The sequence below is a fragment of the Pseudomonas sp. R37(2017) genome (genome assembly GCF_002113375.1).
Lineage (GTDB): Bacteria > Pseudomonadota > Gammaproteobacteria > Pseudomonadales > Pseudomonadaceae > Aquipseudomonas.
Window position 1 is genome coordinate 136,624 of sequence record NZ_NEHO01000009.1, and the last position, 24,112, is coordinate 160,735.

19 protein-coding genes and 1 pseudogene are annotated in these 24,112 nt (G+C 59.9%); 17 read left to right on the forward strand and 3 right to left on the reverse strand.

Features of this window, described 5'->3' with window-relative positions; all coding sequences use genetic code 11:
* Positions 1-142: 142 nt before the first annotated feature.
* The 11 genes and pseudogenes from CAG47_RS16580 (at position 143) to CAG47_RS16625 (ending at position 13,663) form a co-directional block, all read left to right on the forward strand.
* On the forward strand, positions 143-1,840 hold the full coding sequence (locus CAG47_RS16580) for a glutamine--tRNA ligase/YqeY domain fusion protein (RefSeq protein ID WP_085725935.1): 1,698 nt from the start codon (positions 143-145) through the stop codon (positions 1,838-1,840).
* A 15-nt stretch (positions 1,841-1,855) separates the two neighbouring features.
* Positions 1,856-3,238: a cysteine--tRNA ligase gene (gene cysS, locus CAG47_RS16585; protein WP_085725936.1), complete on the forward strand. Its 1,383-nt coding sequence runs from the start codon at positions 1,856-1,858 to the stop codon at positions 3,236-3,238.
* Between the two features lie 286 nt (positions 3,239-3,524).
* Complete coding sequence (locus CAG47_RS16590; protein ID WP_085725937.1) at positions 3,525-4,442, forward strand: LysR substrate-binding domain-containing protein; 918 nt, start codon at positions 3,525-3,527, stop codon at positions 4,440-4,442.
* A gap of 260 nt (positions 4,443-4,702) precedes the next feature.
* On the forward strand, positions 4,703-5,890 hold the full coding sequence (locus CAG47_RS16595) for an aromatic ring-hydroxylating dioxygenase subunit alpha (protein ID WP_085725938.1): 1,188 nt from the start codon (positions 4,703-4,705) through the stop codon (positions 5,888-5,890).
* A gap of 11 nt (positions 5,891-5,901) precedes the next feature.
* Positions 5,902-7,347, forward strand: a complete 1,446-nt coding sequence (locus CAG47_RS16600) for an aldehyde dehydrogenase family protein (RefSeq protein ID WP_085725939.1) — start codon at positions 5,902-5,904, stop codon at positions 7,345-7,347.
* Between the two features lie 5 nt (positions 7,348-7,352).
* Positions 7,353-7,517: pseudogene (locus CAG47_RS29020) on the forward strand (rubredoxin); the annotation flags it as partial.
* Complete coding sequence (locus CAG47_RS16605; RefSeq protein ID WP_256577464.1) at positions 7,506-8,774, forward strand: NAD(P)/FAD-dependent oxidoreductase; 1,269 nt, start codon at positions 7,506-7,508, stop codon at positions 8,772-8,774. The pseudogene CAG47_RS29020 and the gene CAG47_RS16605, both read left to right, overlap by 12 nt.
* A 10-nt stretch (positions 8,775-8,784) precedes the next feature.
* Positions 8,785-10,113, forward strand: a complete 1,329-nt coding sequence (locus tag CAG47_RS16610; RefSeq protein ID WP_085725940.1) for an FAD-binding oxidoreductase — start codon at positions 8,785-8,787, stop codon at positions 10,111-10,113.
* Positions 10,110-10,481, forward strand: a complete 372-nt coding sequence (locus CAG47_RS16615) for an ethanolamine utilization protein EutQ (RefSeq protein WP_085725941.1) — start codon at positions 10,110-10,112, stop codon at positions 10,479-10,481. The genes CAG47_RS16610 and CAG47_RS16615 overlap by 4 nt, the downstream gene beginning before the upstream one ends.
* Positions 10,482-10,538: 57 nt before the next feature.
* On the forward strand, positions 10,539-11,786 hold the full coding sequence (locus CAG47_RS16620) for an MFS transporter (RefSeq protein ID WP_177409012.1): 1,248 nt from the start codon (positions 10,539-10,541) through the stop codon (positions 11,784-11,786).
* Between the two features lie 203 nt (positions 11,787-11,989).
* Positions 11,990-13,663 carry a BCCT family transporter gene (locus tag CAG47_RS16625; RefSeq protein ID WP_085725942.1) on the forward strand — a complete coding sequence of 558 codons (1,674 nt, stop codon included), beginning with the start codon at positions 11,990-11,992 and terminating at the stop codon, positions 13,661-13,663.
* Between the two features lie 70 nt (positions 13,664-13,733).
* Here the strand turns inward: CAG47_RS16625 and CAG47_RS16630 are convergent, their stop codons facing one another.
* Positions 13,734-15,602 (reverse strand): sigma-54-dependent Fis family transcriptional regulator, encoded by a 1,869-nt coding sequence (locus CAG47_RS16630; protein WP_085725943.1) that lies wholly within the window; start codon positions 15,600-15,602, stop codon positions 13,734-13,736.
* A 386-nt stretch (positions 15,603-15,988) separates the two neighbouring features.
* On the opposite strand from CAG47_RS16630, the gene CAG47_RS16635 reads away from it, so the two are divergent.
* From CAG47_RS16635 to CAG47_RS16660, 6 genes are read left to right on the forward strand one after another with little or no spacing between them, the layout of a single operon-like run.
* Complete coding sequence (locus CAG47_RS16635) at positions 15,989-17,083, forward strand: ABC transporter ATP-binding protein (RefSeq protein ID WP_085725944.1); 1,095 nt, start codon at positions 15,989-15,991, stop codon at positions 17,081-17,083.
* Complete coding sequence (locus CAG47_RS16640) at positions 17,083-18,198, forward strand: ABC transporter ATP-binding protein (protein ID WP_085725945.1); 1,116 nt, start codon at positions 17,083-17,085, stop codon at positions 18,196-18,198. Before CAG47_RS16635 ends, CAG47_RS16640 begins: the two co-directional genes overlap by 1 nt.
* Entirely contained in the window at positions 18,195-19,061 is an 867-nt protein-coding gene (locus tag CAG47_RS16645; RefSeq protein ID WP_007981247.1) for a carbohydrate ABC transporter permease, read from the forward strand. Before CAG47_RS16640 ends, CAG47_RS16645 begins: the two co-directional genes overlap by 4 nt.
* Before the next feature lie 10 nt (positions 19,062-19,071).
* Positions 19,072-19,872 carry a carbohydrate ABC transporter permease gene (locus tag CAG47_RS16650; RefSeq protein ID WP_007970460.1) on the forward strand — a complete coding sequence of 267 codons (801 nt, stop codon included), beginning with the start codon at positions 19,072-19,074 and terminating at the stop codon, positions 19,870-19,872.
* A 10-nt stretch (positions 19,873-19,882) separates the two neighbouring features.
* Positions 19,883-20,155: a DUF2160 domain-containing protein gene (locus CAG47_RS16655; protein ID WP_085726013.1), complete on the forward strand. Its 273-nt coding sequence runs from the start codon at positions 19,883-19,885 to the stop codon at positions 20,153-20,155.
* Positions 20,156-20,201: 46 nt separating this feature from the next.
* Positions 20,202-21,944 carry an ABC transporter substrate-binding protein gene (locus CAG47_RS16660; protein WP_085725946.1) on the forward strand — a complete coding sequence of 581 codons (1,743 nt, stop codon included), beginning with the start codon at positions 20,202-20,204 and terminating at the stop codon, positions 21,942-21,944.
* A gap of 64 nt (positions 21,945-22,008) precedes the next feature.
* On the opposite strand, the gene CAG47_RS16665 is transcribed toward CAG47_RS16660, so the two are convergent.
* Both CAG47_RS16665 and CAG47_RS16670 read right to left on the reverse strand, forming a co-directional pair.
* Complete coding sequence (locus CAG47_RS16665) at positions 22,009-23,418, reverse strand: heavy metal sensor histidine kinase (protein ID WP_085725947.1); 1,410 nt, start codon at positions 23,416-23,418, stop codon at positions 22,009-22,011.
* Positions 23,415-24,089, reverse strand: a complete 675-nt coding sequence (locus CAG47_RS16670; protein ID WP_085725948.1) for a heavy metal response regulator transcription factor — start codon at positions 24,087-24,089, stop codon at positions 23,415-23,417. Before CAG47_RS16670 ends, CAG47_RS16665 begins: the two co-directional genes overlap by 4 nt.
* Positions 24,090-24,112: the final 23 nt, after the last annotated feature.

Genomic DNA, 24,112 nt, shown 5'->3' on the forward strand with positions numbered 1-24,112 from the left:
GGCTGTTTTTTCATTTACGGCCTATTAAATACGACGGTTTACAGGGTGCGCTCTGTCAGGTACTTGACGGCATCGGCTATGATAGCGGCTTTGTTTTGTCCGGCCTTCATTACGGCCACGCACTTGTACGTTCAAGGATCCTATGAGCAAGCCCACTGTCGACCCTACCTCGAATGCCAAGACCGGCCCTGCCGTGCCGGTCAACTTCCTGCGGCCGATCATCCAGGCAGACCTGGACTCGGGCAAGCACACGCAGATCGTCACCCGTTTCCCGCCTGAACCCAACGGCTACCTGCACATCGGCCACGCCAAGTCGATCTGCGTGAACTTCGGCCTGGCCCAGGAGTTCGGCGGTGTCACGCACCTGCGTTTCGACGACACCAACCCGGCCAAGGAAGACCAGGAATACATCGACGCGATCGAACGCGACGTCAAATGGCTGGGCTTCGAATGGTCCGGTGAAGTGCGCTACGCCTCGCAGTATTTCGACCAGTTGCACGACTGGGCCGTCGAGCTGATCAAGTCCGGCAACGCCTATGTCGACGACCTGACTCCGGAGCAAGCCAAGGAATACCGTGGCAGCCTGACCGAGCCGGGCAGGAACAGCCCGTTCCGCGACCGCTCCGTGGAAGAAAACCTGGACCTGTTCGCCCGCATGAAAGCGGGTGAGTTCAAGGACGGCGCACGGGTACTGCGAGCCAAGATCGACATGGCCTCGCCGAACATGAACCTGCGCGACCCGATCATGTATCGCATTCGCCACGCTCATCACCACCAGACCGGTGACAAGTGGTGCATCTACCCGAACTACGACTTCACCCACGGTCAGTCGGACGCCATCGAAGGCATCACCCACTCGATCTGCACCCTGGAGTTCGAAAGCCACCGTCCGCTGTACGAGTGGTTCCTCGAGCACTTGCCGGTGCCGGCCAGCCCGCGCCAGTACGAGTTCAGCCGTCTGAACCTGAACTACACCATCACCAGCAAGCGCAAGCTCAAGCAGCTTGTGGACGAGAAACACGTCAATGGATGGGACGATCCGCGCATGTCCACGCTGTCGGGCTTCCGCCGCCGTGGCTACACACCGAAATCGATCCGCAACTTCTGCGAAATGATCGGTACCAACCGTTCCGACGGCGTGGTCGACTTCGGCATGCTCGAATTCAGCATCCGTGACGACCTCGACCAGAGCGCCCCGCGCGCCATGTGCGTGCTGCGTCCGCTGAAAGTCGTGATCACCAACTACCCGCAAGGCCAGGTCGAGAACCTCGAACTGCCGTGCCACCCGAAAGAAGACATGGGCGTGCGCGTCCTGCCGTTCGCCCGGGAAATCTACATCGACCGTGAAGACTTCATGGAAGAGCCGCCAAAAGGCTACAAGCGCCTGGAGCCGGCCGGCGAAGTGCGCCTGCGCGGCAGCTACGTGATCCGTGCCGACGAAGCGATCAAGGACGCCGATGGCAACATCGTCGAACTGCGCTGCTCGTACGATCCGGACACCCTGGGCAAGAACCCGGAAGGTCGCAAGGTCAAAGGCGTGATCCACTGGGTGCCGGCCGCTGCCAGCGTCGAGTGCGAAGTGCGTCTGTACGATCGCCTGTTCCGCTCCGCGAATCCGGAGAAGGCCGAAGACAGCGCCAGTTTCCTGGACAACATCAACCCTGACTCGCTGCAGGTACTCACTGGTTGTCGTGCTGAACCCTCGCTGGGCAACGCACAGCCGGAAGACCGTTTCCAGTTCGAGCGCGAAGGTTACTTCGTCGCCGATCTCAAGGACTCGAAACCAGGTCAGCCGGTATTCAACCGTACCGTGACCCTGCGCGATTCGTGGGGCCAGTGATTCAAGGAAGTTAACGTGCTTACGATCTACAACACGCTCACCAAGAGCAAAGAAGTCTTCAAGCCGCTCGATGGCAACAAAGTGCGCATGTACGTGTGCGGCATGACCGTGTACGACTACTGCCACCTGGGCCACGGTCGCAGCATGGTCGCGTTCGACCTGGTGACGCGCTGGTTGCGCTTCAGCGGTTACGACCTGACTTATGTGCGCAACATCACCGACATTGACGACAAGATCATCAATCGGGCCAATGAGAACGGCGAGTCGTTCGAAGCGCTGACCGAGCGCATGATCGCGGCGATGCACGAAGATGAAGCGCGCCTGAACATCAAGAAGCCGGACATGGAGCCGCGTGCCACGGATCATATCCCTGGCATGCACGCGATGATCCAGACCCTGATCGACAAGGGTTATGCCTACGCCCCCGGCAATGGCGACGTGTACTACCGCGTCGGCAAGTTCATGGGCTACGGCAAACTGTCGCGCAAGAAGATCGAAGACTTGCGCATCGGCGCGCGCATCGAAGTCGACGAGTCCAAACAGGATCCGCTGGACTTCGTATTGTGGAAGGCCGCCAAGCCGGGCGAGCCTAGCTGGGAATCGCCGTGGGGCGCCGGGCGTCCGGGCTGGCACATCGAGTGCTCGGTGATGTCGACCTGCTGCCTGGGCGAAACCTTCGACATTCATGGCGGCGGCAGCGACCTTGAGTTCCCGCACCACGAAAACGAAATCGCCCAGAGCGAAGCGGCCACCGGCAAGACCTACGCCAACGCGTGGATGCATTGCGGCATGATCCGTATCAATGGCGAGAAGATGTCCAAGTCCTTGAACAACTTCTTCACCATTCGCGACGTGCTCGACAAGTACCACCCGGAAGTCGTGCGTTACCTGCTGGTGTCGAGCCACTACCGCAGCGCGATCAACTATTCGGAAGACAACCTCAAGGACGCCAAGGGCGCACTGGAGCGTTTCTACCACGCGTTGAAAGGCCTGCCGAACGTGGCGCCGGCTGGCGGCGAGGCCTTCGTCGAGCGCTTCACCCAGGTGATGAACGACGATTTCGGCACGCCGGAAGCCTGCGCGGTGCTGTTCGAGATGGTTCGCGAGATCAACCGTCTGCGCGAGAGCGATCTCGACGCAGCGGCCGGTCTGGCAGCCCGCTTGAAAGAACTGGCCAGCGTGTTGGGTGTGTTGCAGCTTGAAGCCGAAGATTTCCTGCAAGCGGGCGCCGAAGGGCGTGTGGATGCAGCTGAAGTCGAAGCGCTGATCGCTGCGCGCCTGGCGGCACGTGCCGGCAAGGACTGGGCCGAGTCCGACCGCATCCGCGATCAGCTCACCGCCATGGGCGTGGTACTGGAAGACGGCAAGGGCGGCACGACCTGGCGCCTTGCTGATTGATAGCGTTACCGGCTACAAAACAAAACCCGCCTTGTGCGGGTTTTTTATACATAACTGATTGTTTTATATGAAATAAGAATCTCAGCATGATAGCGTGCCCAAGGCCATTCACTGCTCTGATCCTCATTCCAGATCCTTTGAAAGACACAAGCTTGCTCGCGAAAGCGGTCGATCATTCGAAACTGAAATTGCCCGTCTTGCCCCCATCGCGAGCACCGCTGTCCACCTACTACGCTCAAAGCTAAACTCTCACGATATAAGCAAAATAACGACGTGATACTGCCTGATGAAAATCCATCCTCTGCCGCCTCTCAACAGCCTGGTCGCATTTGAAGCCGCAGCGCGCCACTTGAGTTTCACCCTGGCCGCGCAAGAACTGAACGTGACTCAAGGGGCAATCAGTCGACAAGTGCGACTGCTTGAGGACTATCTGGGCAAGGTTTTGTTCGAGCGCACCACCCGCACCATTCAACTCAGCCCGGCAGCCAGTCAGTATTACGAAATAGTCCGTGCGTCCTTGATGCAAGTAGCCCAAGCCACTGGCGAGATTCGTCATTGGAAGGGCGCCGAGCAGGTGACGGTAGCCACCAGTACGGCGATGGCCTCGTTGTGGTTACTGCCTAAAGTCAGCGAGTTTCAGCGTGAGAACGAAGAAATCGATCTGCGTATCATCGCCCACGATCAGGTCAAGGATTTCTCTCGGCTCGATTGCGACCTGGCGTTGTATTACTGCAGTACGCCGCCCAGGGAAATGCAGGTCACGCCGTTGTTCTCCGAAGAGGTCTACCCGGTGTGCAGTCCTGCGTACCTGGCCAAGTATCCTGCCTTGAACAAGCCCGAAGACCTGGCGGCCTGTACCTGGCTGGTGCTCGACGACCCGCAGCGTGACTGGCTTGGCTGGGCGGACTGGCTGCAAAGCCAGGGGTTGAAAAACATCGAGCCCAAGCGCCGGATCAATATCAACAGTTACTCGATGGTGATCCAGTCGGCCCTCAATGGCCAGGGGATTGCGCTGGCGTGGTCCAACCTGGTCGAGGACTATCTGCAAAGCGGCGCGCTGGTACGGCCGCTGGATGCGGTATTGCGCACCGACGCGCAGTTTTGCCTGCTGGAACCGCTGTCCCGTGGCGGCATGCGGCAAAGCGTAAAACGCTTTCGTAGTTGGTTGCTCAATCAACTCCCGGCGGCACCGGCAGACAAGTAACGAGTGCGTCTGTTTACTAAACCATCCCTCTGAATTCCCCTTGAATCCCTCGGCATTTTGAATGCCGAGCGGTTTTTTTCGCCCAGCGAAAGCCGTGCTTTCAGTGCGTTCGTACGTGTTTATTTATGATGAAAAGTCATGAATTGCGCCGGAAATATCGTTTGTCGAGACAGGCCCCGTTTTTCCAGAATTGCTGCCAGCGGACCAGGCCAGCGAGCCTGCCGATCATTCAATACCGTGCCCAGCAGGGGAAAACAATAATGACCACCCTCCAACAAATCCCAGTCCAGAACCTCGAAACCGTCCTCAATCCGATCCACGAAGCGACCGGCTTGAGTAACGAGTTCTACACCGAACAACGCTACTTCGAACTTGAGCGTGATCAGGTCATGGGCAAGACCTGGGCCTGCGTCGGTTTTGCCAGCGACCTGGCCAAGGCCGGCTCGGTCAAGCCAATCGATTTCATGGGCCTGCCGCTGCTGCTGATGCGCAACCGCGAAAACCTGGTGCAAGTGTTCCATAACGTTTGCAGCCACCGCGGCATGAAGCTCGTCGAGGAGGCCGGTGAGGTGCAAGGCGTGATTCGCTGCCCTTACCACTCCTGGACTTACGACCTCAATGGCGGCCTGCGCGGCACCCCTCACGTCGGCGGCATCGACAAACACAAGGACGAGCGCTTCGCCTGTGAAAAACACGGCCTGAAGGCGATTCGCAGCGCGATCTGGATGGACATGGTGTTCATCAACCTGTCCGGCGACGCACAGCCACTGGAAGAAATGCTCGCGCCGCTGACTGAGCGCTGGAGCCAGTTCCTCGGTGAAGACGGCATGAGTCTGTTGAGCCGTCGCCCTGGCCATGACGCCACCGTCCTCGACATCAACTGCAACTGGAAGCTGGCCGTCGAGAACTACTGCGAGGCCTATCACCTGCCGTGGGTACACCCGAGCCTGAACTCCTACTCGCGCCTGGAAGACCACTACAACATCATCGTTGGTGAGCACTTCTCGGGTCAGGGCAGCTACGCCTACAACCTGTCGGACGTGGCCGGTACCCACTTGCCGAAATTCCCGGCCTGGCCGCTGGACCGTCTGCGCAATGCCGAATATGTGGCGTTTTTCCCCAACGTCTTGCTCGGTATCCAGGCTGACCACGCCTTCGCCATGCAGCTGGAACCCGTATCGCCGGGCCGCACTATCGAGCACCTGCGCCTTTTCTATGTCGGCGATGAAGCCGCCAGCAGCGAAGAGTTCAGCGCCTGCCGCGATGCGATCCTGGAATCCTGGAAAGTGGTGTTCGCCGAAGACATCAGCTCCGTGGAAGGCATGCAGAAAGGCCGTTACTCCCCGGGCTACAAGGGCGGCGCCTTCTCCCCGGAAATGGACATCCCGACACACTTCTTCCACCAGTGGGCGGCACGTCAATTACTCGCTACCGCCGAGTCGGTCTGAGGAGAGCTGCCATGTATCCGATAGCTTCTCACTGGCTCAACTACATCGATGGGCAATGGGTCGACAGCGTCCAGCGCCTGACGGTGAACAATCCCGGCACTGCCGAGCCTTTGGCGACCATCGCCCAGGCCACGGTGGCCGATGCCGAGCGTGCGTTGCAGGCGGCGCGTCGCTGCGCCGACAGTGGCGAGCTGACCCGGGCACGTCCTGCGCAGCGAGTCACCTGGCTGCTGCGCATCGCCGAGGAAATTCGTGCGGTGGCGGATGAAGGCGCCTGGGTGCTGTGCCAGGAAAACGGCAAGCGCCTGGTGGATGCCAAGGACGAGTTCATCGAAGCGGCGCGCTACTTCGAGTACTACGCCGGCATGGCGGACAAGATCGAGGGCACCTCGATCCCGCTGGGCAATGGCTACATGGACTTCACCCTGTACGACCCCATGGGCGTTTCGGCGCAGATCGTGCCCTGGAACTTCCCGGTGTCGATCTGTGCCCGTTCGCTGGCTCCGGCCCTGGCGGCCGGCAACGCGGTGGTGATCAAGTCGCCTGAACTGTCGCCGCTGGGCATGTGCGTGCTGATCCGCGCCATTGCCAAGGCCGGCCTGCCAGACGGCGCGGTCAACCTTATTTGTGGCCGTGGTCGCGAAGTCGGCTCGCATCTGGTCAGTCATCGCGGCGTCGACCAGATCGTGTTCACCGGCTCCGTGCCCACCGGCCAGTCGATTTTGCGCGACGCGGCGCAGCATGCAATTCCAAGCGTAATGGAACTGGGCGGCAAGTCGGCGGCCATTGCCTTCGCCGACGCCAACCTTGAGCAACTGCTGGCCAGTGTTCAATCGGGCATCTTCTTCAATGCCGGCCAGGTTTGTTCGGCCATGTCGCGCCTGCTGGTGCAACGCGAGATTTATGAAGAGGTGGTCGCGGCAGTGGTGGCCATGACCGAGGGGCTCAGCGTCGGTCTGGGCCAGGACAACGCCGACCTCACGCCGGTGGTCAGCGCCGGGCAGATGGTGGGCATCGAAGCGTTGTGCCGTCGGGCGATCGAAGAGGGCGCCGTAGCGGTTACCGGTGGCGAAGCCTTCGCTGACCGTGCCGGGCACTTCATGCGCCCGACTGTGTTCCGCGACGTCACGCCAGACATGTGCATCGCCCAGGAAGAGGTGTTCGGACCGGTGTTGGCAATCATACCGTTCGGCAGCGAAGAAGAGGCCATCGCCATTGCCAACGGCACCGATTTCGGTCTGGTGGCCGGGGTGTTCACCCAGGACATCAGCCGCGCCATGCGCTGCACCCGTCGTTTGAAATCCGGCCAGGTGTTCATCAACGAATGGTATGCCGGCGGCATCGAAACGCCGTTCGGCGGGGTCGGGTTGTCGGGCTTCGGTCGGGAAAAAGGCCAGGAAGCGCTGTACAGCTACGTGCGCACCAAAAACGTGGCGATCCGGATCGCTGGGGAGTGAACACCATGTTCAAGACTTGGCTTTGCATCGTTTGCGGTCTGATTTACGACGAGGCACTGGGCTGGCCCGAGGACGGGATTCTCGCTGGCACGCGCTGGGAAGATGTGCCCGAGGACTGGATCTGCCCGGAATGTCACGTCGGCAAGAGTGATTTCGAGATGCTCGATATCAGTGAACACACTCAGGCAGTTACCGCCGTCGGCACGCCGCCGGCAGCGGTCGCGGTCCCATTTGTGGCGCCTGTCACCGCGCCTGTTATCGCTGCAGCGTCACGCCAGCCGATCGTGATCATTGGCAGTGGTTACGCCGGTTACGGTCTGGCACAGGCGTTGCGCAAGGCGGACCCTGAGGTCGAGATCCGCGTAGTGACCCAGGAATCCGGTCACCTGTATTCCAAGCCTGCACTGTCAATTGGTTTGTCCCAGGGCAAGAGCGCCGAGGCGTTGTCCGGCGAGCCTCCACTGGCCATCGAAAAGCGCCTGAACATTCGCGTTTATCCGCATTGCACCGTGCAGTCCATCGACAGCTCGGCGCGTGTGTTGCGCACCAGCTTCGGTGACATGGAGTACGGCCAGTTGGTAATTGCCAGCGGCGCGCAACCGATCCGTCTGCCGATCCAGGGTGAAGCGGCGGCGATGCTCAGCGTCAATAACCTGCAGGATTACCACGGCTTCCGCGAACGCCTGACCGGCGTGCAGCGGGTGGCGATCCTCGGCGATGGCCTGATCGGCTGCGAGTTTGCCAACGACCTGGCCCACAACGGTTTCGACGTGGATGTCATTGGTCTCGGTCGGTGGCCAATGGAGCGCCTGTTGCCCGTCGAAGCGGGGGAGGTGTTGCAAGGGGCGTTGAGCGATCTGGGGGTCAAGTGGCATCTGCAGAACACCGTCGACGCCATCGAGTCGAGCGGGCAGGGCTATGTGCTAAAGCTCGCCGGTGGCCAAACCCTGAATGCTGACCTGGTGCTGTCAGCGGTCGGGCTGCGTCCCGATCTGAGCCTGGCGCAAAGCGCTGGTCTGGCGGTTGGCCGTGGCATTCATGTCAACGCGCAGTTGCAAACCTCGGTACCGGGCATCTATGCCTTGGGCGATTGCATCGAGATCGACGGGCAGTTGCTGCCGTATCTGGCGCCGATCAATCAGGGGATCCAGGCGCTCAGCAAGACCTTGCTCGGTCAGCCTACGGCGGTGGATTACCCGCTGATGCCGGTCACCGTGAAAACTCCGGCCGCACCGCTGTGCCTATTGGCGCCTGCAGTGGCGGGCGAAGGTGAATGGCGATGCACACCGACCCAGGACGGTATGAGCGCCGGGTTCTATGACACCGAGGGCAGGCTCAACGGCTTTGTCCTGTTGGGTCGCCAAGCGCAAACGCAGCGCAGCGCATTGCTGCAGTCCTGTCAGAACACTCAGCAGGCTGTCGCCTGAGGCCGTACACATGAAAAATTCGATCAATTTGCCTTACGACGATTCGAGCTGTGGCTGGTACGCAGCCTTGCCTGAACAACCGGCCTGCACCCGTCTGTCCGGCGAGCAGCGTGCCGACTACGCGGTGATAGGGGCGGGCTTTGCCGGCCTGGCCGCTGCCCGGCGCCTGGCCCAGCATCATCCGCAGGCGCGCATTCTGTTGGTGGACGCACAGCGCGTCGCCCATGGCGCCTCGGGTCGTAACTCGGGGTTCGTCATCGACCTGCCGCACAAGTTCGCCCTTGAGCATCCGGACCCGGCGCACAAACAACGTCTGCTGTCGCTCAATCGTGCAGCGATTTCGCAGTTGCAGGGGCTGGTGGAGGAGCACCGCATCGATTGCCAGTGGTCTCACGCCGGCAAATATCAGGGTGCCGTCGGCCCCCGTGGCATGGCCTACCTGGATCACTTCGAGCGGTTGATGACCGACCTGGGCGAACCGTTTCGTCGGGTCGGTACCACGGAGCTGGCGGGCGTTTTGGGCACGCAACATTACAGTGGGGCGATCTACACCCCTGGCTGCTATCTGATGCAACCGGCGGCGCTGGTCACCGGTCTGGCCCGCACGCTGCCGAGCAACGTCGAACTGCTGCAGGAGTCGCCGATCCAGCGTCTGGAGCGTGACGGCCACGGCGGCTGGATTCTGCATGGCACCAACGGGAAGATCCGCACCCCACAACTGCTGCTGGGCACCAGCATCTTCACCCAGGAGTTCGGTTATCTGCGCAATCGCCTGCTGCCGGTGATGACCTTCGCCAGCTGGACCCGTCCGCTGACCGATGCGGAACTGGCCATCTACGGCGGTCAACTGGACTGGGGCCTGACGCCGGCAGACCACGCCGGGACCACGGTGCGCATGACTCAGGATCGCCGCTTGATCATCCGCAACACCTACAAGCACGTGCCCAAGTACGGGCGCAGCACCAGCGACGGCATGCGCTTGAAGATTCGCGAATCGCATCGCAAGGCGTTCAAGGCGCGCTTCCCACAGTTGGCCGATGTGCCGTTCAGCCACACCTGGGGCGGGGTTTACGCGATCTCGCGCAATTTCACCAACTTCTTCGGCGAGTTGGAACCGGGTGTTCACGCGTCCGCCTGCGACAACGGTGTTGGCGCGGCCTGGGGCACGATCTCCGGCACGATGCTGGCGGACCTGGCCGTGGGTTCCGATTCCGCGCAATTGAACGACATCCGCGCGGTGACCGGCATGCCGTCGCTCAATCCGCCGGAACCCTTCCTCGGCTTGGGCGTGCGTTCGCGCATTCATCTGGCCGCCTGGAACAGTCGGAGCGAGTTATGAGCGCGCCCGACAAAGGCAGGAGTCGGGTACTGCACATCGACCACAAGGATCTGGATTTCACCTTTCGCGGCGGCCCACCTGGCGCCGCCTTTGTGGCCCGGGCCCTGAGCAATGAAATCTCGCCGAACATCGGCGTGGGCTTTGCTCGCTGGGAAGGGGCGCAGGTGGCCTGGACGGTGCTGTATGACGAAGTGATTTTTGTCATCGAAGGCTGCTTCGAGTTGCGGGTCGGCGATGAATTGTTCCAGGTCGCGCCCGGCCAGTTGCTGTGGATTCCCGAAGGCACCGAGTTGGTCTACGGCGGGCATGCCTTATTCGGCTATGTCGTGCATCCAGGCAACTGGAAAGAACTTCACGGCTTGACCTGAGCCAAATGCCTGGGTGTGCACCCGGGTTTCGCATTTTCTTTTTTTGGAATCGGCACCGTGTTTGGACTGACGAAAACGTTCGGCGCGCTGTATTTGTCCAGCCTGATGATGCAGCTGGGATCTATGTTGCTGATGACCTTTCTGGCGTTGCGTCTGAATGTGCTGGGGGCATCGGAAACAGCAGGCGGTGCCTTGATGGCCGCCAACGCCCTGGGCATGGTGGTGGGCGGTTGGGTCGGGCGCAGTTTGATCGCGCAGGTGGGGCACATACGTACTTTTGCAGCTTGTGGCGGGATCATTGCAGCAGCGGTATTGGCCCATGAGTTCAGCGCCGCCTTGCCATTCTGGCTGGTACTACGGGCACTGGTGGGGGTGGCCATGATGTGTCAGATGATGGTGCTGGAAAGCTGGCTCAACGACCAGGCCAAAACCGAGCAGCGCGGCAGTGTCCTGGCGCTGTACATGGTGGCCAGTTACGTCGGCATGATGCTCGGCAATCTGGCCCTGAGTCTGGATGAAGGGTTGGGCATCCGTGCATTGCTTGGTGTGGCCATGGTGTTCGCCCTGGGTTTGGTGCCGGTGGCGCTGACCCGAAGCATGCATCCGACGACGGTACCGGCGGCGTCCATCGATCTGCGCTTGTTCCTGCGCCGGATCCCTCAGTCGCTGGTGACTATTCTGGTGTCGGGAATGCTCAATGGTGCCTTCTATGGTTTGGCCGCAATCTATGCGAGCAAGCAGGGACTGCCGACTGCGCAGGTCGGACAGTTCATGGCCTTGTCCATCGGGGCCGGGTTGCTGGCGCAGTTGCCCCTGGGTTGGCTCTCTGATCGCTTGCCCCGTGCCAGTCTGATCCGCGCCGTGGCGGTGTTGCTGATTCTTGTCAGCCTGCCACTGGCATTCAATCAGAGTCCTTCGTTTGCCACCTTGCTGTGGTTCGGCGCGGGCGTCGGTTTCCTGCAGTTCTGCCTGTATCCATTGGGCGTGGCGCTGGCCAACGACAACATGGAGCCGGCGTTGCGTGTGTCACTCTCGGGCATGCTGCTGATCACTTTTGGTGTCGGTGCCTGTTTCGGGCCACTGATCGCCGGCGCGCTGATGGAGTACCTCGGTGCACCCAGTTTTTACTATTTCTACGCCGGCAGTGCGCTGCTGCTCGCGTTGCGCGTGGGCCAGGCGAATGTCACGGGCAAGCACCTGCAAAAGGATGCGCCGTTGCAGCACCCGGTGACGCCGAACGGCATAGCCAGTTCAAACCTCGTGTCGGTAGGCGACCCGGTGGTTGAGTGCATTGACAGACGTTAACAGGAGGAGGGCCTACAGCGAAACTCAGGCGGTTTTATTGATGCGTTTTTCTCATGAAACGGTGATTAAAAATGGTTTGAGCGATGCTCAGGATTCAATCATCTTGGCGATGCTGCCCAAACCGAGATAGACCGGAATTAACCTGCAGTTAAATACCTGCGGACAGTAACTACACCCTTAAACAAAAACAAAAGGGGAAAACAATGCGTGCGCAATCCGGCATGTTGAAAGGCCTTAATCCGAATGTGACAGTGGCCTCCATATTAGGAGTTGTCATATTCGTTCTATTTTGTGCGTTTAAAGATGAACAGGCTGCCAAGGCTTTCGAAGCGGCTTCTACGTTTATTCTGCACAACTTCAAGTGGTATTACCTGGCTCTGATCAGCGGCGTGCTTGGCCTGCTGCTTTATATCTCCGTCAGTCGTTTCGGTAATCTCAAACTGGGTGGTGAACATGACCGGCCCGAGTTCAGCTTCGCCTCATGGATTGCGATGCTGTTCAGCGCAGGAATGGGCATTGGCCTGATTTTCTGGTCGGTGGCAGAGCCGATGCTGCACTACGCCGATAACCCGTTTTCCAAGGGTTTGACCGACGAATCGGCGACCCTGGCGATGCGTATCACACTGTTCCACTGGGGCCTGCACCCTTGGGCGATCTTTTCGATGATCGGCCTGAGCCTCGCTTACTTCGCTTACCGCAAGGGTTTGCCGTTGGCGCTTCGCTCACTGCTGTACCCGCTGATTGGCGAGCGTATTTATGGCTGGATTGGTCATGTGGTCGACATCATGGGCGTGATTATTACTGCCTTTGGTGTTTCCCAATCTCTGGGTTTGGGCGTAGTTCAAATAAATACCGGATTGCATAATGTCTTTGGTGTTCCGATCAGTGTTGCCTTGCAGTTGTCCATCATTCTGTTTGTGAGTGTTGTGGCGTGTATTTCGCTGGTTGCCGGTTTGTCCAAAGGCATGAAGCGTATATCCACACTCAATATGTACCTGTCTTTCATTTTGATGTTTGCAGTACTGGCTCTTGGGCCGACCCGTTACATTCTTAACTTGATGTTTGAATCGACCGGGGACTATGTCCAAAACATCGTGGGCTTGAGCTTCTGGATGGACACTCAGAAAGACACTGAATGGCAGAACTGGTGGACGGCGTTCTACTGGCCGTGGTGGATGACCTGGGGGCCTTTCGTTGGTCTGTTCATTGCGCGCATCTCCAAGGGCCGGACCATCCGTGAACTGGTGATCGGAGCGCTGGTGGTGCCGACCATGGTGACCATTCTGTGGATGTCCGTGTTCGGTGGTGCGGCGTTGAAGAATGAGCAGCAGGATCGCCAGGCTTACCAGGCATCCGTTGCGACTCAGCAGGTGGCTCAAGCTCAAGAACAACCGAAGTTCGAAGGCGGCACCGTACTGCTGGCCACCAAGAAAGAAACCACAGCGGCGATGTTCACGCTGCTGCAAACGCTGGATGGCCAGACCATTGGCGCCGCGCTGTCGATCCTGGTGTGTGTGCTGCTCGGAGTGCATTTTGTGACCACGGCCGATGCCGGAACTCAAGTGTTGTGCACACTGTGTGCGTTGGGCAGCACCAGCCCGCCAAACTGGATCAGGTTGTTGTGGTGCATTCTGGAAGGCGCCATTGCTGCGGGGCTGTTGTTAGCCGGAGGGCTAAAAGCGATTCAGATGGCGAGTATTGCCGCGGGGTTGCCGATTGCCATGCTTTTGTCAGTCATGTCGTACACGTTGATTCATAGCTTGCGCAAGGAAATGCCGAGCGTGCCGGCGTGGACGCCTGCACTCGATGTTTTGCAGGGGCAGAGTGTCGCTCAGGTTGAGCATCGCGAATCGAAGGCTGCTGCGCAGGCTTATTGATCTGCAAGGGTGGTGCCCCTGACGGGGCGCCATTGCACAGAATCCGAACCCCGCCAGTGCGGCGAACGCGTCATTCAGTCTGGCGCAACCGCTTGTAAAGGGTATTGCGACTAACCCCCAACCGCCGCGCCAGATACGAAATATTTCCCCCGGCCGCCTGCAACTGCCGATTCAAATCCTCGGCATCATTCAGATCCACGGCCAACGGTTCCGGCGTATCGACCGGTTCCATCTCCAGATCAACAAAAAAATCATCCGGCAAATGCTCCGGCCTTATGGGTTGTTCCTCGGCCATGGCCAACGCCACCTGCATAACGCTGCTGACCTGGCGCAGATTGCCCGGCCACGGGTGGCGGTCGAACAGTTCCAATACCTCACGGCTCAGTCCAGCCCATTGGCCGGGTTCGCGATGCTGTTCCCACAGGCGTTTGAACAGCGCCTCTTTATCGCTGCGCTCTCTCAGGGGGGGCAATTCCAGGGTCAGGCCGCCGATGCGGTAGTACAGGTCCTCACGAAAACGCCCCAGTTGCACCTGTTCGCGCAGTGAACGGTTAGTGGCGGAGATAATTCGCAGGTCCACCGGGAACAACTCGCTGCTACCGACCGGCTGCACACAGCGCTCCTGCAGCACTCGCAACAGTCTTGCCTGCGTTGGCAGTGGCATGTCGCCGATTTCATCGAGGAACAGCGTGCCTTTATCCGCCTTGCGGATCAGACCGATGCTGCCTTTCTGGTTGGCGCCGGTGAACGCGCCTTTCTCATAACCAAACAGCTCGGATTCCACCAGTTCGGCGGGAATCGCCGCACAGTTGACGGCGATGAGCGCTTGTTTGCTGCGCGAGCTGGCCTGGTGCAGGGCTTTGACGAACACTTCCTTGCCAACTCCGGTTTCACCATGGATCAGCAGCGGAATGTCCTTTTCCAGCAAGCGCTCGGCCTGCCGCACGGCTTTTTCCACGCGGCTGTCGCCGTAATGCAGGGTTTTGAGGCTTATGGCCGTCGGTGCCGGGTTCGTCACGGCGGGTGACGCGCCCTTGTTTTCAGCACGCTTGCTATCTGAAAAAAGCCGCGGCTGAATCGGAACCTGTTTCGGTCTTTTCAGCACGCACTGGAACCGATTGCGCCCCGAAGTTTGCAGAGCGAAGGGCAGGCCTTCGGGCTGGTTCAGCAATTCCAGCAGCGAGACCTTGAACAGGCTTTCGACGCTGACCCGCGACAGGCTGAGGCCCAGCAGGTTGTCGGCCCGGCGATTGGCCGACAGCACCTGGCCGGTTTCATCGAAGATCAGCAAGCCGGCCCATTGGCTGTCGAGGTTGTTCAGGCCGGTATTGAACGTCAGTTGGAAATGCTGGCCATGGAACAGGTTGAGGATCAGCCGGTTTTCCACGGTCTGGCTCATCATCTTGACCATGCCCAGTGTGTGGGAGGGCGGCAGGTAGCTGTCACTGGACACGTCCAGCACCGCGATCACCTTGCGCTCGGCATCGAAAATCGGCGCGGCGGAGCCGGTCATGAAACGGTTGGCTTTAAGGAAGTGTTCATCGTGCTCGATATGCACGGCTTGCTCGCAGGCCAGGGCGGTGCCAATGGCGTTGGTGCCGCTGCAGCGCTCCATCCAGCTGGCGCCGGCGCTGAAGCCGCGGGCCAGTTTGGGTTCGATGAAGCGCTGGGTGCCCCAGGAGGTGAGCACCTGGCCCTGGTGGTCGGCGAGCATGATCAGGCAATTGGAATTGCTGAGGATGTTCTCGTAGTAGGGCAGCACTTCCTGATGGGTGGTTTGCACCAGCGAGTGCTGGCTCTCCAGCAGTTGCGCAATGCCTGCGGCCGGCAACTGGTCGAATGCCGGCGTGCTCTGGTGACTGAGGCCGAACGCGCGGCATCGGGACCAGGAGTCCTGGATGATGGCGTCGTGGGACAGCGGCGAGGCGGGTGCGGCCATGGCAGTCGATCTCTGGGCTGGCTTTTATTGTTTTTATGGTGACTTCAGCTACACACGGTCCCTGTAGGAGCGAGCATGCTCGCGATGGGGCCATCACATTCAACACAGATGGCGCCTGACCCACCGCTATCGCGAGCGTGCCGCAAGCGGGCACCCGCTCCTACAGGGGGCGTGAACAGTCCATAGAGTGTTGTTCACTAATGTTCACTGTCAACGGGTGAACTGTTCAATTGTTCATTTCCGATTGTTCATTTGTGTTCAGCATCGAAAGCCAATCGCGCTTCATTTTCAATAATCTTCAGCTTTATCAATGGCATGTGATTTCTGGCACAAATATCGCTCTGTAGCTCCGGTCGCTTGACTCCAATTATAAAAAAGGCCGAGCCATGTCACTCACCCTGGAGCACGTCAGCCGCACCGTCGAGGGCCAGATCTGGATCGACGATGCCAACCTGAGTTTTGAACCCGGTTCCTTCAACGTTTTGCTGGGGCGCACCTTGTCCGGCAAAACCAGCCTGATGCGCCTGATGGCCGGCCTGGACAAGCCCGACAGCGGGCGCATCCTGATGAACGGCGTCGACGTCACCCAACGCCCGGTGCGTTTGCGCAACGTGTCGATGGTCTATCAGCAGTTCATCAACTACCCGACCATGACGGTGTTCGAGAACATCGCCTCACCCTTGCGTCAGGCCGGTGTAGCCAGCGAGCTGATCCAGAGCAAGGTGCTGGAAACCGCAAAGATGCTGCGCATCGAAAAGTTTCTCACGCGCTATCCGCTGGAGCTTTCCGGCGGTCAGCAGCAGCGCACGGCAATGGCCCGGGCGCTGGTCAAGGATGCCGAACTGATCCTGTTCGACGAACCGCTGGTCAACCTCGACTACAAGTTGCGCGAGGAGCTGCGCCAGGAAATGCGCGAACTGTTCAAGGCGCGCCATACCATCGCGATCTATGCCACCACCGAACCCAACGAGGCCCTGGCCCTGGGCGGCACCACGACCATTGTTCATGAAGGTCGTGTGATCCAGAGTGGTCAGTCTTCATCGGTCTATCACCAACCGCAAACGGTGCTGGCGGCCGAGCTGTTCTCCGAGCCGCCGATCAACCTGATGCCCGGTCGCATTGCCGGCAACGAAGTGAGTTTCGCCAACTTCGTGCATTTTCCGTTGAACGTCGATCTGCGTCCGGTGGGCGAGGGCGAGTTCCGCTTCGGCGTGCGCCCCAGCCACATATCGCTGGTGCCGAGCAATGATGACGACCTCGAACTGGCGGTGACCGTCGAGGTCGCGGAAATCAGCGGCTCGGAAACCTTCCTCCACGTGCGCAACGAGCATTTCCTGCTTGTGCTGCATTTGCCGGGTGTTCACGAATACGACGTCGATGCGCCGATCCGTATCTACATCCCGACCCATAAACTGTTTGTGTTCGATACGCAGGGGCGCCTGGTCCAGGCGCCGGGCCGGCGTGTCGCGAGGGTTGCCTGATGGCCGAAATCCGCTTGCAGCACCTCGCCCACAGCTACACCAAAACCCCGGCTGGACCTGAGGATTACGCAATCCGCGAGATGGATCATATCTGGGAGCAGGGTGGCGCCTATGCGTTGCTCGGTCCATCGGGCTGCGGCAAGTCGACCTTGCTCAACATCATTTCCGGGTTGCTCAGCCCGTCCCAGGGCCATGTGCTGTTCGACGGCAAAGCGGTCAACGACCTGACGCCGGAGAAGCGCAACATCGCCCAGGTTTTCCAGTTTCCGGTGGTCTACGACACCATGACGGTGTTCGACAACCTGGCTTTCCCGCTGCGCAACCAGGGCATGGCCGAGGCGAGGATTCACAGCAAGGTCCAGGAGATCGCCGAAGTCCTTGACCTGCAGAACCTGCTGGGCAAAAAGGCGCGCAACCTCACCGCCGACGAAAAACAGAAAGTCTCCATGGGGCGTGGGCTGGTGCGCGACGACGTATCGGCGATCCTGTTCGACGAGCCGCTGACGGTGATCGACCCGCACCTGAAGTGGAAACTGCGGCGCAAGCTCAAGCAGATTCACGAGCAGTTCAACATCACCATGGTCTATGTCACCCACGACCAGCTCGAGGCCTCGACCTTCGCCGACAAGATCGCGGTGATGTACGGCGGGCAGATCGTGCAGTTCGGCACGCCAAGGGAGTTGTTCGAGCGACCCAGTCATACCTTTGTCGGCTACTTCATCGGCAGCCCTGGGATGAACCTGATCGAGGTGCGGCCGCAGCCGGGCGGCGTCGGGTTTGCCTCGACTTACCTGCCGCTGTCCGAGGCCATGCAGCAACGTATTGCACAAGCCGAATGGAAAACCCTCAAGGTCGGCATTCGTCCGGAGTTCGTCCATGTGTGGGACGAAGCCTTTGATGACGCGCTGCGGGCACAGGTCGTACATGTCGAAGACCTGGGCACCTACAAGATCATGACCCTCAACCTCGATGGCGCCACCCTGAAGGTGCGCCTGGCCGAAGACAAGCCGGTGCCGCAAGGCACGGCGTGGATCAGTTTTCCAACCCAGTGGCTGATGGTCTATGCCGATGAGTTCCTCCTGGAAACCCAAGCCAACATCGAGGTGCAGCCATGAACAAGGTGCAGAACAACAAGGCCTGGTGGCTGGTGCTGCCGGTGTTCCTGCTGGTGGCGTTCAGTGCGGTGATCCCGATGATGACCGTGGTCAACTATTCGGTGCAGGACATCTTCGACCAGTCCAGCCGCTATTTCGTCGGCGCCGACTGGTACAAACAGGTGCTGCTCGACCCGCGCCTGCATGACTCGTTGTTGCGCCAGTTCATCTATTCCGCCTGTGTGCTGCTGATCGAGATTCCCCTGGGCATCGCCATCGCCCTGACCATGCCGACCAAGGGCCGCTGGTCTTCGGTGGTGTTGATCGTGCTGGCGATCCCGCTGCTGATCCCGTGGAACGTGGTCGGCACCATCTGGCAGATCTTCGGTCGCGCCGATATCGGCCTGCTGGGTTCGAGCCTCAATGCCATGGGCATCAGCTACAACTATGCGGCGAACACCATGGATGCCTGGGTGACCGTGCTGGTCATGGACGTCTGGCACTGGACCTCGCTGGTGGCGCTGTTGTGCTTCTCCGGGTTGCGGGCGATTCCGGATGTGTATTACCAGGCGGCGCGGATCGACCGGGCCTCGGCCTGGGCGGTGTTCCGGCATATCCAGTTGCCCAAGCTCAAGAGTGTGCTGCTGATCGCCGTGATGCTGCGCTTCATGGACAGCTTCATGATTTACACCGAACCCTTCGTGCTCACGGGCGGCGGTCCGGGCAATGCCACGACCTTCCTCAGCCAGACCCTGACCCAGATGGCGGTCGGGCAGTTCGACCTGGGGCCGGCCGCCGCGTTCTCGCTGGTGTACTTCCTGATCATCCTGTTGGTGTCCTGGCTGTTCTACACCGCCATGACTCACTCTGACGCCAACCGTTGAGGCCCGCGCCATGAGCAAAAGAAAGCTGATCCCCTTGCTGCTCTACATCCTGTTCCTGCTGGTGCCGATCTACTGGCTGCTGAACATGTCCTTCAAGAGCAACAGCGAAATCCTCGGTGGCCTGACGCTGTTCCCACAGGATTTCACCCTGGCCAACTACAAGGTGATCTTCACCGATCCGAGCTGGTACACCGGCTACATCAACTCGGCGTACTACGTGAGCCTGAACACGATCATTTCCCTGACCGTGGCACTGCCGGCGGCCTATGCCTTCTCGCGTTACCGATTCCTCGGTGACAAGCACCTGTTCTTCTGGCTGCTGACCAACCGCATGGCGCCACCGGCAGTGTTCCTGCTGCCGTTCTTCCAGCTGTATTCCTCGATCGGGCTGTTCGACACCCACATCGCCGTGGCCCTGGCCCATTGCCTGTTCAACGTGCCGCTGGCGGTGTGGATTCTCGAAGGTTTCATGTCCGGGGTGCCCAAGGAAATCGATGAAACCGCCTACATCGATGGCTACAGCTTTCCCAAGTTCTTCGTGAAGATTTTCATCCCGCTGATTGGCTCCGGCATCGGTGTCACGGCGTTTTTCTGCTTCATGTTTTCCTGGGTCGAACTGCTGCTGGCGCGAACCCTTACCTCGGTGAACGCCAAACCGATCGCCGCGGTGATGACCCGCACGGTCTCGGCGTCGGGCATCGACTGGGGGGTGCTGGCAGCGGCGGGGGTGTTGACCATCCTGCCGGGCATGCTGGTGATCTGGTTCGTGCGCAACCATGTGGCCAAGGGCTTTGCCCTCGGCCGGGTATGAGGAACTGATGATGGAATGGATGAGCTGGACCGTCCCCACGGCGGCATTCTTCAGCGTGATTGTCCTGATCCTGGTGGTCATGACCACTTGGGAACTGCGTTCGCCGAGCATCCTTCGGCGTGGTTTTCTGCCGATTGCCACCACCCGTGGCGATCGCTTGTTTATCGGTCTTCTCGGCAGCGCCTACCTGCACTTGCTGGTAATCGGCGTCACCGACTGGAGCATCTGGGTGGCGTTCGCGTTGTCCCTGGTGTGGCTGTTGGCTGTGATGCGTTGGGGCTAGTCGAATCGCTCGGCAATGTTGCTCCGAAACTCAATAAGGAGGTCTTATGTTCGATAAAAACAATAAGCTGCGACATAGCATTTCATTGGCAGCCATGCTGGCACTCGGCGGTTTGAGCGCTTCGGCCTGGGCCGATGCCTACGAAGATGCCGCGAAAAAATGGATTGGCAGTGAGTTCAAGCCGTCCACACTCACGGCCGAACAGCAACTGGAAGAGTTGAAGTGGTTCATCAAGGCGGCGGAGCCGTTCCGGGGGATGAACATCAAGGTGGTGTCGGAAACCATTGCCACCCACGAGTACGAGTCCAAGGTGCTGGCCAAGGCTTTCACTGAAATCACCGGGATCAAGCTGACCCACGACCTGCTGCAGGAAGGCGACGTGGTGGAAAAGCTGCAGACCGTGATGCAGTCGGACAAGAGTATCTATGATGGCTGGGTCAACGACTCGGACCTGATCGGTACGCACTTTCGCTACGGCAAGACCGAATCGATCACCGACCTGATGGCCAACGAAGGCAAGGACTTCACTTCGCCAACCCTGGACATCAAGGACTTCATCGGCATCTCGTTCACCACTGCGCCGGACGGCAAGATCTATCAATTGCCCGACCAGCAGTTCGCCAACCTCTACTGGTTCCGCGCCGACTGGTTCGAACGCGCGGACCTCAAGGCCAGGTTCAAGGAGAAGTACGGCTACGACCTGGGCGTGCCGGTGAACTGGTCAGCCTATGAAGACATCGCCAGGTTCTTCAGCGAAGACGTCAAGGAGATCGACGGCAAGCGTGTCTACGGGCACATGGATTACGGCAAGAAAGATCCGTCCCTGGGCTGGCGCTTCACCGATGCCTGGTTCTCCATGGCCGGTGGCGGCGACAAGGGCATCCCCAATGGCTTGCCGGTGGACGAGTGGGGCATTCGTGTCGAGGACTGCCATCCGGTGGGTTCCAGTGTGACCCGCGGCGGCGACACCAATGGTCCGGCGGCGGTGTTCGCCACCACCAAGTACGTCGACTGGTTGAAGAAATACGCGCCGCCGGAAGCGGCGGGCATGACCTTCTCCGAATCGGGGCCCGTGCCATCCCAGGGCAATATCGCCCAGCAGATTTTCTGGTACACCGCCTTCACCGCCGACATGACCAAACCGGGTCTGGCGGTGATGAACGCCGACGGCACGCCGAAATGGCGCATGGCGCCGTCACCCCGCGGTCCTTATTGGGAAGAGGGCATGAAACTAGGCTATCAGGACGTGGGCTCCTGGACCTTCATGAAATCCACGCCCGAGAAGCAGAAACTCGCCGCCTGGCTGTACGCGCAGTTCGTGACATCGAAAACCGTGTCACTGAAGAAAACCATCGTCGGCCTGACGCCTATCCGCGAGTCGGACATCAACTCCCAGGCGATGACCGACCTGGCGCCCAAACTCGGTGGCCTGGTGGAGTTCTACCGCAGCCCGGCCCGTGTGCAATGGACCCCGACCGGGACCAACGTGCCGGACTATCCGCGCCTCGCGCAACTGTGGTGGAGCCACATTGCCGAAGCCGCCAGCGGCGAGAAAACCCCGCAACAGGCACTCGACGGCCTGGCCAAGGATCAGGACGCGATCATGACTCGCCTGGAACGCTCCAAGGCACAAGGCACCTGCGCGCCGAAAATGAACCCCGAGCGCGACGCGCAATACTGGTTCGACCAGCCGGGCGCACCGAAGCCGAAACTGGAAAACGAGAAGCCTAAAGGCGAGACCGTGAGCTACGCCGAACTGCTGAAATCCTGGGAGGCGGCGCGTAAATAAAGGCTGAACCATGAAAGACAAACGGCACCGCAAGGTGCCGTTCTGGTTTGTCCGGCCTGTCGCTTCAGTGCGCTACGTTCTTGACCGCCGGAAAGCCCAGTCTGAACACCGTCATCCCGCCTGCCTGGCTTTCAACGTGTGCAACACCCTGATGCAGGCTCATGATCGAGCGCACAATGGCCAAACCCAATCCGGTACTGCCCTGCGAACGGGTGCGGCTGCTGTCTACCCGGTAGAAACGGTCGAACAGATGCGGCAAGTGTCGCGCCTCGATACCCGCGCCGGGGTTGCTGACAGACAGTGAAATCTGGCTCGCGCCGGACTCAATGAGCAGCGAAATCGTGTTACGGGCCGGGCAGTGGCGCAGGGCGTTGGACAGCAGGTTCGAGATCGCCCGCTGAATCATCAAGCGGTCGCCCATTACCCGTGCGCTGCCGACCACGTTCAGGTTGATCTGCTTGTCCTGAGCCGACAGGGAAAACAGCTCGGCCACTTTGCGTGTTTCGTCTTCCAGGGCAATCGACTCGAAAGGCGTTTGCGCCGTCGGCTGGCTGGTCTGCGCCAGAAACAGCATGTCGCTGACAATCCGCGCGACGCGCTCCAGTTCTTCGATGCACGACACCAGAACGTTCTTGTATTCCTCGGTCGTGCGCTCGCGCGCGAGCGTCACCTGGGCCTTGCCCATCAGGTTGTTGATCGGCGTGCGCAGTTCGTGGGCCAGGTCGTCGGAGAACTGCGACAACTGCTGCACGCCCGTGTCGAGGCGGTGCAGCATGAAATTGATGCCCTGGGCCAGTTCGTTGAGTTCCTGGGGCAAGCCCGCCACCGACAGACGATGGTCGAGATCTCGGGTGGTCACGCTTGCCGCCACTTTGCGAAACTCACGCAACGGTGCCAGGCCTCGTTGCACGGCACCCCAGGCACTGAGGCCGATCAGGATCAGCAGCAACGGCAAGGCTATCAGCGTCGAGCGCAGCCAGGCGCTGAGCATGGCCTGATCGTGGGCATTGTCGGTCGATAACAGGAGCGGCACGCGGGTCCCGTCCTTGACGCGGATCAGTCTGGACGCGGTGAGAAACTTTGTACCCTTGGCGTCAGTGCTGCTGGAAAAGGCCAATTGCTCGGTAGCCGCTCGCAGCGCTTTCAGTTCCAGGCGCGTATCAGCCATACCGGAGCCGGACTTGAGCAGCGGGCTGCGCAGATTGTCCGGCTCGTAAATGGTTAGCGTGAGGTTGTCATGCCCCATGACTTGATCGAGCAGAATATGCGGTTTGTCACGGATCTCACGGGTATCGCCGTACAGCGACAAGCTGTGCTCCACCTGTTCCAACTTCTTTTCCAGGCTGTCCCTGGTTAACGCGTTCAATTCATGGGTCAGGGCCAGGTAGGCCAGGATGGCGAGGAACACCACCAGCAGCGCACCGAGAATACTCACCGTCAACCCCAGGCGCAGTGACAGGCTGGCCGGTTTCATTCCCGCGCCTCCAGCACATAACCGACACCACGCAGTGTGTGAATCAGCTTGTTGTCGAAGGGGTCGTCGATCTTCGCCCGCAGACGCCGGATCGAGACTTCGACCACGTTGGTGTCGCAATCGAAGTTCATGTCCCACACCAGGGAAATGATCTGGGTGCGGGTCAGCACTTCGCCGGATTGGCGTATCAGCAGATGCAGCAGGGCGAATTCCTTGGTGGTCAGGTCGATGCGTTGTTCACCACGAAAGGCCCTGTGCCGTCCCGGATCAAGTTCCAGGTCGGCGACCTTGAGCACTTGCGGAACCGGGATGTTTTCGCTGCGGCGCATCAGGGTACGCACCCTTGCCAGCAGCTCCGGAAATTCGAACGGCTTGACCAGGTAATCATCGGCGCCCAGATCCAGGCCGCGGATCTTGTCCGCCAGGCGCCCGCGCGCGGTAAGCATCATGACCCGGGTGGCGTGGGTACGACGCAATTGTTCAAGCACGCCCCAACCATCCAGTTCCGGCAGATTGACGTCCAGGATGATCAGGTCATAAGGCTGTTGCCGGGCCAGGTGCAGGCCATCGGCACCGGTTGTCGCGCGGTCAACGATATAGCCACTTTCGGTCAGTCCCTGATGCAAGTACTCGGCAGCTTTAAGCTCGTCTTCAATGACAAGGATTCGCATGGTTAATCACCACTTATATTTAA